This is a genomic window from Burkholderia ubonensis (assembly GCF_001718695.1).
GTDB lineage: Bacteria > Pseudomonadota > Gammaproteobacteria > Burkholderiales > Burkholderiaceae > Burkholderia > Burkholderia ubonensis_B.
In genome coordinates this window covers 1,858,594-1,872,955 of record NZ_CP013420.1, presented here as the reverse complement: position 1 = coordinate 1,872,955, position 14,362 = coordinate 1,858,594, and the positions used below count along the sequence as shown (strand labels likewise).

The window sequence follows — 14,362 nt, the reverse complement described above, 5'->3', positions numbered from 1 at the left end:
GGAGACCTGCATAGCCGGGCATACTCGCAACCAGCTTCGCGCGTTGCGCAAGACGGCCCGGTTCGAATAAATCCCAAGGAGGAGTCCACATGGGCGCTGTCCAGGGCAGCATGCTGCTCATTTACACCGTGATCGCGATCGTGGCGCTGATCGTGATGATCGCGCGGTTCAAGATCTATCCGTTCCTGGTCCTCATCATCGTGTCGCTTGGCCTCGGCCTGGTCGTCGGGATGCCGATGGACAAGATCGTCAAGTCGTTCGAGACGGGCACCGGCGGCACGCTCGGCCACATCGCGATCGTCGTCGGCCTCGGCACGATGCTCGGCAAGATGATGGCCGAATCGGGCGGCGCGGAGCGGATCGCGACCACGCTGATCGACTGGTTCGGTGAAAAGAACATCCACTGGGCGATGATGTTCGTCGCGATCATCGTCGGCCTGCCGGTGTTCTTCGAAGTCGGCTTCGTGCTGCTGATCCCGATCGCGTTCAACGTCGCGAAGCGCACCGGCAAGTCACTGCTCGTCGTCGGCCTGCCGATGGTCGCGGGCCTGTCGGTCGTGCACGGCCTGATTCCGCCGCACCCGGCCGCGCTGCTCGCGGTGCAGCAATATGGCGCCGACATCGGCAAGACGATCGCGTTCGGCCTGATCGTCGGTGTGCCGACCGCGATCGTCGCCGGTCCGCTGTTCGCGCTGACGATCTCGAAGTTCGTGAAGCTGCCGAACGACAACCCGCTCGCCGCGCAATTCGTCGAATCGCACACCGAGGGCAAGAAGCGCGAGCTGCCGGGCTTCGGCATCACGCTGTTCACGATCATGCTGCCGGTGATCCTGATGCTGGTCGGCAGCTGGGCCGACCTCGTGTTCGCGCCGAAGACGCTGCCGAACAGCCTGCTGCGCTTCGCCGGCAACTCGGACGTCGCGCTGCTGATCGCGGTGCTCGTGAGCTTCTTCACGTTCGGCCGGCTGCAGGGCTTCAACCGCGAGCAGATCCAGAAGTTCTGCGGCGAGTGCCTGGCGCCGATCGCAGGGATTACGCTGATCGTCGGCGCGGGCGGCGGCTTTGGCGGTATCCTGCGTGACAGCGGGATCTCGCAGCAGATCGTCGCGACCGCGACGCAGGCGCATCTGTCGCCGCTCTTGCTCGGCTGGTTCGTCGCGGCGCTGATTCGCCTGGCCACGGGCTCGGCGACGGTCGCGATGACGACCGCCTGCGGCATCGTTGCGCCGATCGCGGCCGCGTCGGGCGTGACGGTTCGTCCGGAACTGCTGGTGCTGGCGACGGGATCGGGTTCGCTGATCTTCTCGCACGTCAACGACGGCGGCTTCTGGCTGATCAAGGAGTATTTCGGGATGACGGTCGGCCAGACGTTCAAGACCTGGACGCTGCTCGAAACGATCATCTCGGTGCTCGGCCTCACGTTTACGCTGGTGCTGAGCGCGTTTCTGTAACAAGGGGTAGTCAATGATTCTGATCGCAATGGGCGTATCGGGCGCGGGCAAGTCGCGAATCGGCGAGATGCTGGCGGAGCGCCTGTCGTGCAGCTATACCGACGGCGACGCGTTTCACAGCGCCGCCAACAAGGAGAAGATGCACCAGGGCATTCCGCTGACCGACGACGACCGCTGGCCGTGGCTGCGGACGATCCGTGCCGCCATCGAGGAGAAGCAGCGCGCGGGCGAGACGGCCGTCTTCACGTGCTCGTCGCTGAAGCGTTCGTACCGCGACGTGCTGCGCGGCAACGACGCCGACGTGCGGTTCGTTTACCTGAAGGGCTCGTTCGACGTGCTGCACGAGCGCCTGAAGAGCCGCACCGGCCATTTCTTCGATCCGTCGCTGCTGCAGAGCCAGCTCGACACGCTCGAAGAGCCGGGCCCGGACGAAGCGATCGAGGTCAGCATCGAGCTGACGCCCGAACAGATCGTCGATCACGTGATGCAGAAGATCGGCGTCGCGCAGCAGCACTGAGCTGCCGCTCGAGCCGGGACGGACGATTCCGTTCCGACCGTCTGAAAAGCAAAAAGCCCGATGCGAAGCAGTTCGCATCGGGCTTTTTTGCGTCAGCCGACGGTCGCGCTTATGCGATCCGCTTCGCGAGTTCGACGGCCTTGCCGATGTACGACGCGGGCGTCATCGCGAGCAGGCGCTCCTTCGCGTCCTGCGGGATCGCGAGCGTGCCGACGAACTCCTGCAGCGCTTCGCGCGTGATGCCCTTGCCGCGCGTCAGCTCCTTCAGCTGCTCGTACGGGTTCTCGATGCCGTAGCGGCGCATCACCGTCTGCACCGGCTCGGCGAGCACTTCCCAGCAGTTGTCGAGGTCTTCGTTCAGGCGCTGCGGATTCACTTCGAGCTTGTCGAGGCCGCGGATCAGCGAGTCGTACGCGAGCAGCGAGTAGCCGAGCGCGACGCCCATGTTGCGCAGCACCGTCGAGTCGGTGAGGTCGCGCTGCCAGCGCGACACCGGCAGCTTGTCCGCGAGGTGGCGCAGCGTCGCGTTCGCGAGGCCGAGGTTGCCTTCCGAGTTCTCGAAGTCGATCGGGTTGACCTTGTGCGGCATCGTCGACGAGCCGATTTCGCCGGCCTTCGTCTTCTGCTTGAAGTAGCCGACCGAGATGTAGCCCCACACGTCGCGGTCGAGATCGAGCAGGATCGTGTTCGCGCGCGCGACCGCGTCGAACAGCTCGGCCATGTAGTCGTGCGGCTCGATCTGGATCGTGTACGGGTTGAACGTGAGCTTCAGGCGGTTCTCGATCACGTCGCGCGAGAACGCTTCCCAGTCGAATTCCGGGTACGCGGACAGGTGCGCGTTGAAGTTGCCGACCGCGCCGTTCATCTTGCCGAGGATCTCGACCTTCTCGATGCGCGTGATCGCGCGCGCGAGGCGCGCCGCGACGTTCGCGAGCTCCTTGCCGAGCGTCGTCGGGCTGGCCGGCTGGCCGTGCGTGCGCGACAGCATCGGCTGGTCGGCGAGCGCGTGCGCGAGCGCGACGAGGCGCTGGTGGACCGTGCGCAGCGCCGGCAGGATCACGTGCTCGCGCGCGCCGGCGAGCATCATCCCGTGCGACGTGTTGTTGATGTCTTCGGACGTGCACGCGAAGTGGATGAATTCGCTCGCCTTCTCGAGCTCGGCCTGGCCCTTCACCGACTCCTTCAGCCAGTATTCGACGGCCTTCACGTCGTGGTTCGTCACGCGCTCGATGTCCTTGATGCGCGCCGCGTCATGCGCGGTGAAGCGCTCGACGAGCTGCAGCAGGAACTGCTCGGCGGCGTCGGAAAAGCGCGGGACTTCCGCGAAGCCGGCGCGCGACAGCGCGATCAGCCAGTGCACCTCGACGGTGACGCGGTGGCGCATGAAGGCGGCTTCGGAGAGCCAGTCGCGCAGCGCTTCGGTCTTGCTGGCGTAGCGGCCGTCGATGGGCGAGAGCGCGGTGAGGGCGAAAAGCGTATCGGGACGAGTGTCGGGCATGATCGGGCGGGCCTTGGGGCCGGGTCGAACGAGGGGGAGGAGAATCCGGCATTTTACCATCGGCGCGGGGCGGCCCCGACCGTGCGCGGCTCCGGCGGGTGCCGGCGCGTGCCGCCGCCGCGCCGGCGCGGGGCCGAGGCGGTCGGGCCGCCGGGCCGCCCGCGCCGCCGGCCGGGCCCGCCCGCCGGTAGAATGCAGGCTTCTTCCCGACCGCCGCCCGCCGCGCCTGCCCGCATGGAACTGAAATGGCTCGAAGACTTCGTCTCGCTCGCGGAGACGCGCAGCTTTAGCCGGTCCGCCGAGTTGCGGCACGTGTCGCAGCCGGCGTTCTCGCGCCGCATCCAGGCGCTCGAAGCGTGGCTCGCGACCGAGCTGATCGATCGTTCGGTCTATCCGACCCGCCTCACGCAGGCCGGCCAGATCTTCTACGAGCAGGCGCTGACGATGCTGTCGCACGCGCACGAGGCGCGCACGCTGCTGCGCGGCCACGTCGGCGCGCCGGTGCCGACGATCGAGTTCGCGGTGCCGCACACGCTGTCGCTCACGTATTTCCCGCGCTGGCTGCAGCGGATCGAGGCGAAGATGGGGCCGGTTCACACGCGGCTGCGCGCACTGAACGTGCACGACGCGGTGCTGTCGCTCGTCGAGGGCGGCTGCGATCTCGTGATGGGCTATCACCATCCGAGCCATCCGGTCGCGCTCGACCCCGCGCGCTACGACATGCTGACGCTCGGCAGCGAGCCGATCAGCCCGTTCTCCGCGCCGGGCCGCGCGGGACGGCCGCGCTACACGCTGCCGGGCGCGGCCGATGCGCGCGTGCCATACCTGTCGTATACGCCGAACGCGTATCTCGGCCGGATGACCGAGGTGATCATCGCGAACGCGCCGACGCCGCTGTTCCTCGATCGCGTCTACGAAACCGACATGGCGGAAGGATTGAAGGCGATGGCGCTCGCCGGCCACGGCATCGCGTTCCTGCCGCACAGCGCGGTCGAGGACGCGGTCGCGAGCGGCCGGCTGATCCGGCTCGACCGCGCGGTGCGCGGCGGCGCGCATCCGTTCACGCTGACGATGGAGATCCGGCTGTACTGCGACAAGGTCGCGCTGCAGGGCGGCGAGCCGCGGCAAAAGCTCGTGCGCGCGCTGTGGGACGTGGTGAGCGACGAGCTGCGCGAGGCGGCCGGCTGACGCCGGTTCACGCTGACGGACGGCGCGAGCCGGCGGCCGGCCGGCACGTTGTCCGGCGCGCCGGATGCCGGGCCGATCGCGGCCGTTCTTGCGCAAATCGACCACGTATTTGCGAAAAATCGCGATCATGCAGGAAACGCATAATCGAATAAGCAAACGGCATTGGATAAAAAAAACGGGTTTTTCGACAATGTGCGCCATCCGTTGACCGTTGGAGAATCCATGTCTTCGCAACAGCAGTCCATCCCGTCCTACTTGCACGCCGACGATCTTGGCCCGTGGGGCAACTACCTTCAGCAAGTCGATCGCGTCGCGCCGTACCTCGGCTCGCTGTCGCGCTGGCTCGAAACGCTGAAGCGTCCGAAGCGCATCCTGGTCGTCGACGTGCCGATCGAGCTCGACAACGGCACCGTCGCGCACTTCGAGGGCTACCGCGTGCAGCACAACGTGTCGCGCGGCCCGGGCAAGGGCGGCGTGCGTTACCACCAGGACGTGACGCTGTCGGAAGTGATGGCGCTGTCCGCGTGGATGTCGGTGAAGAACGCAGCAGTGAACGTGCCGTACGGCGGCGCGAAGGGCGGCATCCGCGTCGACCCGCGCAAGCTGTCGCGTGGCGAGCTCGAGCGCGTGACGCGCCGCTACACCAGCGAAATCGGCATCATCATCGGCCCGAACACCGACATTCCGGCGCCGGACGTCAACACCAACGAACAGGTGATGGCGTGGATGATGGACACGTACTCGATGAACCAGGGCCAGACGGCCACCGGCGTCGTGACCGGCAAGCCGATCTCGCTCGGCGGTTCGCTCGGCCGCAAGGAAGCGACGGGCCGCGGCGTGTTCGTGGTCGGCTGCGAAGCGGCGAAGAAGAAGGGCCTCGAGATCGAAGGCGCGCGCATCGCGGTGCAGGGCTTCGGCAACGTCGGCGGCATCGCGGCGAAGCTGTTCCAGGAAGCGGGCGCGAAGGTGATCGCGGTGCAGGATCACACCGGCACGATCTACAAGCCGTCCGGCCTCGACGCGAACAAGCTGCTCGACCACGTGGCCCGCACGGGCGGCGTTGCGGGCTTCGAAGGCGCTGAACCGATGCCGAACGACGAGTTCTGGACGGTCGAGACCGACATCCTGATCCCGGCGGCGCTGGAAAACCAGATCACCGAGAAGAACGCGGGGAAGATCCGCACCAAGATCATCGTCGAAGGCGCGAACGGCCCGACGACGACCGCGGCGGACGACATCCTGACCGCGAACGGCGTGCTGGTGATCCCGGACGTGATCGCGAACGCGGGCGGCGTGACCGTGTCGTACTTCGAATGGGTGCAGGACTTCTCGAGCTTCTTCTGGACGGAAGACGAGATCAACCACCGTCTCGAGCGCGTGATGCGCGAAGCGTTCGCCGGCGTGTGGGCGGTCGCGGAAGAGCACAAGGTGTCGGTGCGTACCGCGGCGTTCATCGTCGCGTGCAAGCGCATCCTGATGGCGCGCGAAATGCGCGGCCTGTACCCTTGATCGACTGAACTCGATCAGACCATGACGCAATCCACCCGATTGCGAACATGACCCCTCGCGGGCGGCGCCGGATTCCGGCGCCGCCCGCGTGCGCATTCGGGCGCCCGGAGCCGGGAGGACGGCTTCGCGCGGGGCGCGCCGCAGTGCGGAAAACAACCAGTACTTTCAGAAAAATTACTTTGATACACTGGCGCGGGTTTTAGCCAAGGAGATGAACAAAATGAAATACCACAAGGCAATCCTGATGGCCGCGGCGCTCTGCGCGTTCGCAAGCGGCGCGCATGCGCAGGAGACCGGCACGCTGAAGAAAATCAAGGACACGGGCGTGATCGCGCTGGGACACCGCGAATCGTCGATCCCGTTCTCGTATTACGACCAGAACCAGCAGGTGGTCGGCTATTCGCGGGACTTCCAGCTGAAGGTGGTCGACGCGGTGAAGAAGAAGCTGAACCTGCCGAACCTGCAGGTGAAGAACATCCCGGTCACGTCGCAGAACCGTATCCCGCTCGTGCAGAACGGCACGGTCGACATCGAGTGCGGCTCGACGACCAACAACACCGAGCGTCAGCAGCAGGCGGCGTTCTCCGACACGATCTTCGTGATCGGCACGCGCCTGATGACGAAGAAGGATTCGGGCATCAAGGATTTCGCGGACCTGAAGGGCAAGACGGTCGTGACGACGGCCGGCACGACGTCCGAGCGCCTGCTGCGCAAGATGAACAACGACAAGCAGCTCGGCATGAACATCATCAGCGCGAAGGATCACGGCGATTCGTTCAATACGCTGGAATCGGGCCGCGCGGTCGCGTTCATGATGGATGACGCGCTGCTCGCGGGCGAGCGCGCGAAGGCGAAGCAGCCGGGCGAATGGGTGATCGTCGGCACGCCGCAATCGGAAGAGGCGTACGGCTGCATGATGCGCAAGGGCGATGCGGACTTCAAGAAGGTCGTCGACGACGCGATCTCGCAGGTCGAGAAGTCGGGCGAAGCCGCGAAGATCTACGCGAAGTGGTTCGAGAACCCGATCCCGCCGAAGGGGCTGAACCTGAACTTCCCGCTGTCCGATTCGATGAAGAAGCTGTACGCGAACCCGAACGACAAGGCGCTCGACTGACCCGCGTGTCCGTTGATGCAGAAATGACGCTGACGAAACGGAAGAGGCCACGCTTCTTCCGTTTCTTTTTGCTGGAGTCTTGTCCATGTCATACCACTGGAACTGGGGCATCTTCCTGAGCCCCGTATCGACCGGCGAGCCGACCACTTACTTCGGATGGCTGATGTCCGGGTTCGGGGTGACGATCAAGGTGTCGCTCACCGCCTGGGTGATCGCGCTGGTCGTCGGTTCGCTGTTCGGCGTGCTGCGCACCGTGCCGAACAAATGGCTGTCGGCGATCGGCACGGTCTACGTGTCGATCTTCCGGAACATCCCGCTGATCGTGCAGTTCTTCATCTGGTACCTCGTCGTGCCGGAACTGCTGCCGCCGTCGATCGGCACCTGGATCAAGCAGTTGCCGCCGGGCACGCAGTTCTTCACCGCGTCGATCGTCTGTCTCGGCCTGTTCACGGGCGCGCGCGTGTGCGAGCAGGTGCGCTCGGGCATCAACGCGCTGCCGAAGGGCCAGCGCGCCGCCGGCCTCGCGATGGGCTTCACGCAGTGGCAGACGTACCGCTACGTGCTGCTGCCGGTCGCGTACCGGATCATCGTGCCGCCGCTCACGTCGGAATTCCTGAACATCTTCAAGAATTCCGCGGTCGCGTCGACGATCGGCCTGCTCGACCTGTCCGCACAGGCGCGCCAGCTCGTCGACTACACCGCGCAGACGTATGAATCGTTCATCGCCGTCACGCTCGCGTACGTGGTCATCAACCTCGTCGTGATGGCGTTCATGCGCTGGGTCGAAGGCAAGTCCCGGCTGCCCGGCTACATCGGAGGCAAGTGATGCATCAGTTCGACTGGAGTAGTATTCCCGGCGCGCTGCCGACGCTCTGGACGGGCGCGGTCATCACGCTCCAGATCACGGCGCTCGCGATCGTCGTCGGCATCGTCTGGGGCACGCTGCTCGCGCTGATGCGGCTGTCGGGCGTCAAGCCGCTCGCGTGGTTCGCGCAGGGCTACGTGACGGTGTTCCGCTCGATTCCGCTCGTGATGGTGCTGCTGTGGTTCTTCCTGATCGTGCCGCAGGTGCTGCAGGGCGTGCTCGGGCTGTCGCCGACGATCGACATCCGGCTCGCGTCGGCGATGGTCGCGTTCTCGCTGTTCGAGGCCGCGTATTATTCCGAGATCATCCGCGCCGGCATCCAGGCGGTGCCGCGCGGGCAGGTGAACGCCGCGTTCGCGCTCGGCATGAACTACGCGACGGCGATGCGCCTCGTGATCCTGCCTCAGGCCTTCCGCGCGATGGTGCCGCTGCTGCTCACGCAGGCGATCGTGCTGTTCCAGGACACGTCGCTCGTCTACGTGATCAGTCTCGCGGACTTCTTCCGCACGGCCGCCAACATCGGCGATCGCGACGGCACGAGCGTCGAGATGATCCTGTTCGCGGGTGCATGCTATTTCGTGATTTGCTCGGTGGCGTCCGCCCTCGTCAAAGGTCTCCAGAAAAAGGTCACAAGATGATTTCCATCAAGAACGTTTCGAAGTGGTACGGCCAGTTTCAGGTCCTCACCGATTGCACGACCGAGGTGAAGAAGGGCGAGGTGGTCGTCGTCTGCGGTCCGTCGGGTTCGGGCAAGTCGACGCTGATCAAGACCGTGAACGGCCTCGAGCCGTTCCAGCAGGGCGAGATCCTCGTCAACGGCCAGTCGGTCGGCGACAAGAAGACGAACCTGTCGAAGCTGCGCTCGAAGGTCGGGATGGTGTTCCAGCACTTCGAGCTGTTTCCGCACCTGTCGATCACCGAGAACCTGACGCTCGCGCAGATCAAGGTGCTCGGCCGCGGCAAGGACGAGGCGACCGAGAAGGGCATCAAGCTGCTCGACCGCGTCGGCCTGAAGGCGCACGCGCACAAGTATCCGGGCCAGCTGTCGGGCGGCCAGCAGCAGCGGGTCGCGATCGCGCGCGCGCTGTCGATGGACCCGATCGCGATGCTGTTCGACGAGCCGACGTCGGCGCTCGATCCCGAGATGATCAACGAGGTGCTCGACGTGATGGTCGAACTCGCGAAGGAAGGGATGACGATGATGGTCGTCACGCACGAGATGGGTTTCGCGAAGAAGGTCGCGCACCGCGTGATCTTCATGGACAAGGGCGCGATCGTCGAGGACGACCGCAAGGAAGACTTCTTCGCGAATCCGCGGTCGGACCGCGCGAAGGACTTCCTCGCGAAGATCCTGCATTGACGCGGGGAGGGCGGCGGGGCCGCCCTTCACATGCCGCTGAAAACGAAAACGCCCGGCGCTGCCGGGCGTTTTTTTTCGTATCCGCGCGCCGGGGCGCGCGTTCAGAAGTCGAACGCGTCTTCGCTGACGTCCGCCTCGACGGCCGGCAGCGGCCGCACGGGCGCGGACGCCGACGCGTCGAGCGCCGGGTTGCGCAGCTTCTCGAGCACGGCGGGCGGCACCGGGATCTGCATCCGCGCGGCGACGTCGCCGCACTGGAACATGATCAGCTCGCCCGGCTCGAACGCGGTCCACACTTCGTTGTCGGTGAGCGGCTGCGTCGCGATCACCGCGACGCGGTCTTCCGGCGTCGTGTACTTCGCGAAGTCGATCGACAGGTCTTCGTCGACGAGATGCGCGGTCGAGAACGGCCAGCGGCGCACGATGTAGTGCAGCCGCGTCGAGCAGTGCGCGAACAGCGCCTGCCCGTTCGACATCAGGAAGTTGAACACGCCGTGGTCGGTGATGCCGCGGGTCAGCTCGCCGACCCGCTCGAACAGCTCGGGCAGCGGCGGCTGCGCGCCGGGGAACGCTTCGCGCAGCCCCTGCATCAGCACGCAGAACGCGCGTTCGCTGTCGGTCGTGCCGACCGGATGATAGACGCTGCCTTCCATGTCCGGCGCGTAGTCCTGCAGGTCGCCGTTATGCGCGAAGATCCAGTGCCGGCCCCACAGCTCGCGCATGAACGGGTGGCTGTTCTCGAGCAGGATGTGGCCCTGCGTCGCCTTGCGGATGTGCGCGATCGTGTTCTTCGACTTGATCGGGTAGCGCTTGACCATCTCGGCGATCGGCGACGTGGCCGATGCCTGGTGATCGATGAACAGGCGGCAGGCCTTGTCTTCGAAGAACGCGATGCCCCAGCCGTCGGCATGGTGATCGGTGAGTCCGCCCCGGGCCGCGAAACCGGTGAAGGAGAATGTGACGTCCGTCGGCGCGGCGCAGTTCATTCCTAAGAGTTGGCACATTTTACTTGGGGCGGCAGGCTGAAGCGGATAACGCACCGGGCGAACCCCGGTACAATGCATGCTTCTAGCATATCACCGAGCCAACAGCGGTAAAAAGCGGATTCCGCCGACGAACGGCCCCGTGTTGCGGTTAGCCGTCAGTCGGCCCGCGCCGGTGGCATCCGGCACCGTTTTCCCGCTCCCGTTCCTCACGACGCCTCCTATGACTGCCTCGAACGCTTCCTCCCCGGCGACGCTGACGCTCGCCCGTCCCGACGACTGGCACCTGCACGTCCGCGACGGCGAGATGCTCGCCGCCGTGCTGCCGCACACCGCGCGCCAGTTCGGCCGCGCGATCATCATGCCGAACCTGAAGCCGCCCGTGACGACCACCGCGCAGGCGTACGCGTACCGCGAGCGGATCCTGGCCGCGGTGCCGGCCGGCGTGGCGTTCGAGCCGCTGATGACGCTGTACCTGACCGACAACACGCCGCCCGACGAGATCCGCCGCGCGCGCGAAAGCGGCTTCGTGCACGGCGTGAAGCTGTATCCGGCGGGCGCGACGACCAATTCGGACCACGGCGTGACCGATCTCGCGAAATGCGCGAAAACGCTGGAGGCGATGCAGGCAGTCGGGATGCCGCTGCTCGTGCACGGCGAGGTGACCGACGCGTCGATCGACCTGTTCGACCGCGAGAAGGTCTTCATCGACCGCGTGATGACGCCGCTGCGCCGCGATTTCCCGGGCCTGAAGGTCGTGTTCGAGCACATCACGACGAAGGATGCGGCCGACTACGTGCGCGACGCCGACGCGGCGCCGGGCCTGATCGGCGCGACGATCACCGCGCATCACCTGCTGTACAACCGCAACGCGATCTTCGTCGGCGGGATTCGTCCGCATTACTACTGTCTGCCGGTGCTCAAGCGCGAGACGCACCGCGTCGCGCTCGTCGAGGCGGCGACCTCGGGCAACCCGCGCTTCTTCCTCGGCACCGACAGCGCGCCGCATGCACGCAACGCGAAGGAAGCCGCGTGCGGCTGCGCGGGCTGCTACACGGCGCTGCACGCGCTCGAGCTGTATGCGGAAGCGTTCGACAACGCCGGCGCGCTCGACAAGCTCGAAGGCTTCGCGAGCTTCTACGGCGCCGATTTCTACGGCCTGCCCCGCGCGCGGCCGAGACGGTCACGCTGCGCCGCGAACCGTGGGAGCTGCCGCTCGAGATCCTCGCAGGCGACACGCCGGTCGTGCCGCTGCGCGCGGGCGAAGCGATCGGCTGGAAACTCGCGTGAGCGCCGCGCCGCCGCGCGCGGCCGGTGAGCCGGACAGCGGTGCGGCGGCGTTCGCGCGGATCGACTGGTCCGCGCCGTGGCTCGCGGGCTATGCCGCGACGGGGCGCGTCGTGCAGGCGGGCGCGCTCGACGGCGAGTCCGCGCTGCTCGCCGCGCTGAATGGCGCACTGAATGGCGCGACGGGCGGCACGCCGCTCGTCACCGGCCGCGGCGCGCCGCTGCGCTTCGTGCCGCAGGCCGACCTGCCGGCCGGCGTCGCGTACGAGACCCATATCGCCGCAACGGGCGGCGTGCCGACCCGGCACAATCTCCACGATTTCTTCAATGCGCTCGTCTGGTTCGCGTATCCGCGCATCAAGGCGGCGCTGAACGCGCGCCAGGCCGCGGCGATCGATACGGCGGGCGGCGTCGGGCCCGTGCGCGGCTCGTTGCGCGACGCGCTGACGCTGTTCGACGAGAATGCCGCACTGTTCGTGACGGCCGATCCGGCACTCGCCGATGCGCTGCGCGGCTTCGACTGGCGCGCGCTGCTGGTGGCCGCGCGCGACGCGTGGGGGGCGCGCTGCGAGGCGCGGCTCGTCGGGCATGCGCTGCTCGAGAAGCTCGTCGCGCCGTACAAGTCCTGCACCGCGCACGCGTGGATCGTCGAAGTGAGCGACGACTATTTTTCGTGGCCGGCCGCGTGCCGGGCCGCGCATGTCGATGCGCAGGTCGCGCGGATGCTCGCGACGCGAGACCTGACGAGCCGCGATTTCGCGCCGCTGCCGGTGCTGGGCGTGCCGGGCTGGTGCGCGGCGAACGCCGATCCCGGGTTCTACGACGATTCCGCGGTGTTTCGCAGCGGGCGGCGGACTCGGCCACTGTAACGGCCGGACGCACGGTGCTAAAATGCGCGTCGCAAAGCAGGCCAGGCAGTCGCGGCCTCGCCGCCTTCGGGCAGGCGGGGGCGAGGAAAGTCCGGACTCCACAGGGCAGGGTGATGGCTAACGGCCATCCGTGGCGACACGCGGAACAGGGCAACAGAAAGCAAACCGCCGATGGCCCGGCGCAAGCCGGGATCAGGTAAGGGTGAAACGGTGCGGTAAGAGCGCACCGCGGCGACGGCGACGTTCGCCGGCACGGTAACCTCCACCCGGAGCAATTCCAAGTAGGCAGGCGCGCATCTCCGGATGCAGGACGGGGCCCCCGTCTCGTCTGCGGGTAGGAAGCTTGAGCGCGTCAGCAATGGCGCGCCTAGAGGAATGGCTGCCACGCGCCGCGCGCCTCGGCGTGCAGCGTGCACAGAATCCGGCTTATCGGCCTGCTTTGCCGTTCGAATGCGACAGGGCCGGCGTCTCCGTGCGGGACGCTGGCCCTTTTTCTTTCCGCTGAGGCGAGACGCCCGATCAGGCCGCGACGATGTCGAACGAGTGCGTGAGCTCGGCCGTCTTCGCGATCATGATCGATGCCGAGCAGTACTTGTCGTGCGACAGGTTGATCGCGCGCTCGACCGTCGCCGGGTTCAGGTTGCGGCCCGTGACGGTGAAGTGGAAGTGGATCTTCGTGAAGACCTTCGGATCTTCGCTCGCGCGTTCGGCCTTCAGCGTGACCGAGCAGCCGGTGACTTCCTGGCGGCTCTTCTTCAGGATCAGCACGACGTCGTACGCGGTGCAGCCGCCGGTGCCGAGCAGCACCATCTCCATCGGCCGCGGCGCGAGATTGTGGCCGCCGCCCTCGGGTGCGCCGTCCATCGTGACGAGGTGCCCGCTTCCGGTCTGGGCGGAAAACGCCATGCCGTCCTGACCCAACCAGCTAACTTTGCATTCCATGCTTGCGCTCCAGCGTTGCCTGATTCGAATTCGATCCGGCATTGTAGCCCGCACGGCCGCGGCAGGCTGATGCGCCGCACGATGCGGATCGGCGCGCGCCGACGCGGGCTCCGTGACCGGGCGCAGGAACGCGAATTCCCTTCGGGATTTAGGGGTTTTGCTCTAGTCGGATGCTGTCGACTCGGCTCGTGGGAATTTGCAAATATATGATTTTAAAGTGAAATTTTGGTTTGCGGCTCGCGGTCACGAAATTTCGTATTGTGGTTTTTGATTTCGCAATGCAAATTTTCTTGTGCTGCCGGCTGCCCGTTCGTATAATGCGAGTCATTGGTTGTCGCGCTGCGACAACCTCCGCATGTCTCCTCCACCCTCCTCCTATGGTGGATTAAGCCCGAACCAGCCGTTCGGGCTTTTTTTCGTCCCATGCAAACATCGGCGCGCAATGTGCGCGTCCCGCGAGCGTCAGGCGCCAGGGGCGGCGACGGCCGATGCATGGCCTTGGCGGCGCGCGCAGAAATGGCGCACCCGTTCGCGCACGGCGCGCAGTTTCGCGATACGGTCATCGGCGCGCGCTTCGCGCGCGGCGGCGATGCGTGCGTCGAGCGCGTCGAGTTTCGCGTTGCAGCCGGCCGGGTCGGCGGCGGCCGATGCGGCGCTGCCCAGCAGGGCGGCCGCCAGGAGTGGCGTGAGTCGTTTCTTCATCGTGGTTGTTGTTTTTCCTTGTCCGGCACGTTCTCGCGTGCGCCGATGGATACCCCCGGGCGCTCGGAATCGCTCGA

Annotated in this window: 13 protein-coding genes, 1 other RNA gene and 1 pseudogene; 11 read left to right on the top strand and 4 right to left on the bottom strand. The window is 66.3% G+C overall.

Annotated features, from left to right (window positions below):
- The first annotated feature begins 89 nt into the window (after positions 1 to 89).
- Positions 90 to 1,451 (top strand): GntP family permease, encoded by a 1,362-nt coding sequence (locus WJ35_RS08550; protein WP_010091338.1) that lies wholly within the window; start codon positions 90 to 92, stop codon positions 1,449 to 1,451.
- A gap of 13 nt (positions 1,452 to 1,464) precedes the next feature.
- The gene (locus WJ35_RS08545) at positions 1,465 to 1,968 is read left to right on the top strand and encodes a gluconokinase (RefSeq protein ID WP_060236254.1); all 504 of its coding nucleotides are present in this window, start codon (positions 1,465 to 1,467) and stop codon (positions 1,966 to 1,968) included.
- A gap of 109 nt (positions 1,969 to 2,077) precedes the next feature.
- On the opposite strand, the gene purB is transcribed toward WJ35_RS08545, so the two are convergent.
- A complete protein-coding gene (purB, locus tag WJ35_RS08540; RefSeq protein ID WP_060236248.1) occupies positions 2,078 to 3,466 on the bottom strand; it encodes an adenylosuccinate lyase in 1,389 nt (462 codons plus the stop codon).
- Positions 3,467 to 3,700: 234 nt separating this feature from the next.
- On the opposite strand from purB, the gene WJ35_RS08535 reads away from it, so the two are divergent.
- The 6 genes from WJ35_RS08535 (at position 3,701) to WJ35_RS08510 (ending at position 9,502) form a co-directional block, all read left to right on the top strand.
- A complete protein-coding gene (locus WJ35_RS08535) occupies positions 3,701 to 4,654 on the top strand; it encodes a LysR substrate-binding domain-containing protein (protein WP_060236246.1) in 954 nt (317 codons plus the stop codon).
- Between the two features lie 222 nt (positions 4,655 to 4,876).
- Positions 4,877 to 6,163: a Glu/Leu/Phe/Val family dehydrogenase gene (locus WJ35_RS08530; RefSeq protein ID WP_060236244.1), complete on the top strand. Its 1,287-nt coding sequence runs from the start codon at positions 4,877 to 4,879 to the stop codon at positions 6,161 to 6,163.
- Positions 6,164 to 6,383: 220 nt separating this feature from the next.
- Complete coding sequence (locus WJ35_RS08525) at positions 6,384 to 7,277, top strand: glutamate/aspartate ABC transporter substrate-binding protein (RefSeq protein ID WP_010091345.1); 894 nt, start codon at positions 6,384 to 6,386, stop codon at positions 7,275 to 7,277.
- An 85-nt stretch (positions 7,278 to 7,362) separates the two neighbouring features.
- Complete coding sequence (locus WJ35_RS08520) at positions 7,363 to 8,103, top strand: amino acid ABC transporter permease (RefSeq protein ID WP_010091346.1); 741 nt, start codon at positions 7,363 to 7,365, stop codon at positions 8,101 to 8,103.
- On the top strand, positions 8,103 to 8,780 hold the full coding sequence (gene gltK / locus WJ35_RS08515; protein ID WP_010091347.1) for a glutamate/aspartate ABC transporter permease GltK: 678 nt from the start codon (positions 8,103 to 8,105) through the stop codon (positions 8,778 to 8,780). Before WJ35_RS08520 ends, gltK begins: the two co-directional genes overlap by 1 nt.
- Complete coding sequence (locus WJ35_RS08510; RefSeq protein WP_010091348.1) at positions 8,777 to 9,502, top strand: amino acid ABC transporter ATP-binding protein; 726 nt, start codon at positions 8,777 to 8,779, stop codon at positions 9,500 to 9,502. The genes gltK and WJ35_RS08510 overlap by 4 nt, the downstream gene beginning before the upstream one ends.
- 101 nt (positions 9,503 to 9,603) lie before the next feature.
- On the opposite strand, the gene WJ35_RS08505 is transcribed toward WJ35_RS08510, so the two are convergent.
- Complete coding sequence (locus WJ35_RS08505; RefSeq protein WP_042583115.1) at positions 9,604 to 10,506, bottom strand: class II glutamine amidotransferase; 903 nt, start codon at positions 10,504 to 10,506, stop codon at positions 9,604 to 9,606.
- Between the two features lie 202 nt (positions 10,507 to 10,708).
- Between WJ35_RS08505 and pyrC the strand changes: the two are divergent.
- From pyrC to rnpB, 3 genes and pseudogenes are all read left to right on the top strand, one after another.
- Positions 10,709 to 11,775, top strand: a pseudogene (pyrC, locus tag WJ35_RS08500) (dihydroorotase).
- On the top strand, positions 11,772 to 12,641 hold the full coding sequence (locus WJ35_RS08495; protein WP_060236240.1) for a DUF3025 domain-containing protein: 870 nt from the start codon (positions 11,772 to 11,774) through the stop codon (positions 12,639 to 12,641). The pseudogene pyrC and the gene WJ35_RS08495 overlap by 4 nt, the downstream one beginning before the upstream one ends.
- Before the next feature lie 33 nt (positions 12,642 to 12,674).
- Positions 12,675 to 13,086: RNase P RNA component class A (gene rnpB, locus WJ35_RS08490), an RNA gene on the top strand.
- 74 nt (positions 13,087 to 13,160) lie between these two features.
- Here rnpB and WJ35_RS08485 read toward each other — a convergent pair.
- Positions 13,161 to 13,625, bottom strand: a complete 465-nt coding sequence (locus tag WJ35_RS08485) for an OsmC family protein (RefSeq protein ID WP_073564251.1) — start codon at positions 13,623 to 13,625, stop codon at positions 13,161 to 13,163.
- Between the two features lie 420 nt (positions 13,626 to 14,045).
- On the bottom strand, positions 14,046 to 14,285 hold the full coding sequence (locus WJ35_RS32625) for a DUF1090 family protein (RefSeq protein WP_060236238.1): 240 nt from the start codon (positions 14,283 to 14,285) through the stop codon (positions 14,046 to 14,048).
- Positions 14,286 to 14,362: the final 77 nt, after the last annotated feature.

Bases quoted from the DNA above. Each gene is read 5' to 3' on its own strand.
- WJ35_RS08550 (WP_010091338.1), top strand. From the start codon at position 90: ATGGGCGCTGTCCAGGGCAGCATGCTGCTCATTTACACCGTGATCGCG.
- WJ35_RS08545 (WP_060236254.1), top strand. From the start codon at position 1,465: ATGATTCTGATCGCAATGGGCGTATCGGGCGCGGGCAAGTCGCGAATC.
- purB (WP_060236248.1), bottom strand. From the start codon at position 3,466: ATGCCCGACACTCGTCCCGATACGCTTTTCGCCCTCACCGCGCTCTCG.
- WJ35_RS08535 (WP_060236246.1), top strand. From the start codon at position 3,701: ATGGAACTGAAATGGCTCGAAGACTTCGTCTCGCTCGCGGAGACGCGC.
- WJ35_RS08530 (WP_060236244.1), top strand. From the start codon at position 4,877: ATGTCTTCGCAACAGCAGTCCATCCCGTCCTACTTGCACGCCGACGAT.
- WJ35_RS08525 (WP_010091345.1), top strand. From the start codon at position 6,384: ATGAAATACCACAAGGCAATCCTGATGGCCGCGGCGCTCTGCGCGTTC.
- WJ35_RS08520 (WP_010091346.1), top strand. From the start codon at position 7,363: ATGTCATACCACTGGAACTGGGGCATCTTCCTGAGCCCCGTATCGACC.
- gltK (WP_010091347.1), top strand. From the start codon at position 8,103: ATGCATCAGTTCGACTGGAGTAGTATTCCCGGCGCGCTGCCGACGCTC.
- WJ35_RS08510 (WP_010091348.1), top strand. From the start codon at position 8,777: ATGATTTCCATCAAGAACGTTTCGAAGTGGTACGGCCAGTTTCAGGTC.
- WJ35_RS08505 (WP_042583115.1), bottom strand. From the start codon at position 10,506: ATGTGCCAACTCTTAGGAATGAACTGCGCCGCGCCGACGGACGTCACA.
- WJ35_RS08485 (WP_073564251.1), bottom strand. From the start codon at position 13,625: ATGCCGGATCGAATTCGAATCAGGCAACGCTGGAGCGCAAGCATGGAA.
- WJ35_RS32625 (WP_060236238.1), bottom strand. From the start codon at position 14,285: ATGAAGAAACGACTCACGCCACTCCTGGCGGCCGCCCTGCTGGGCAGC.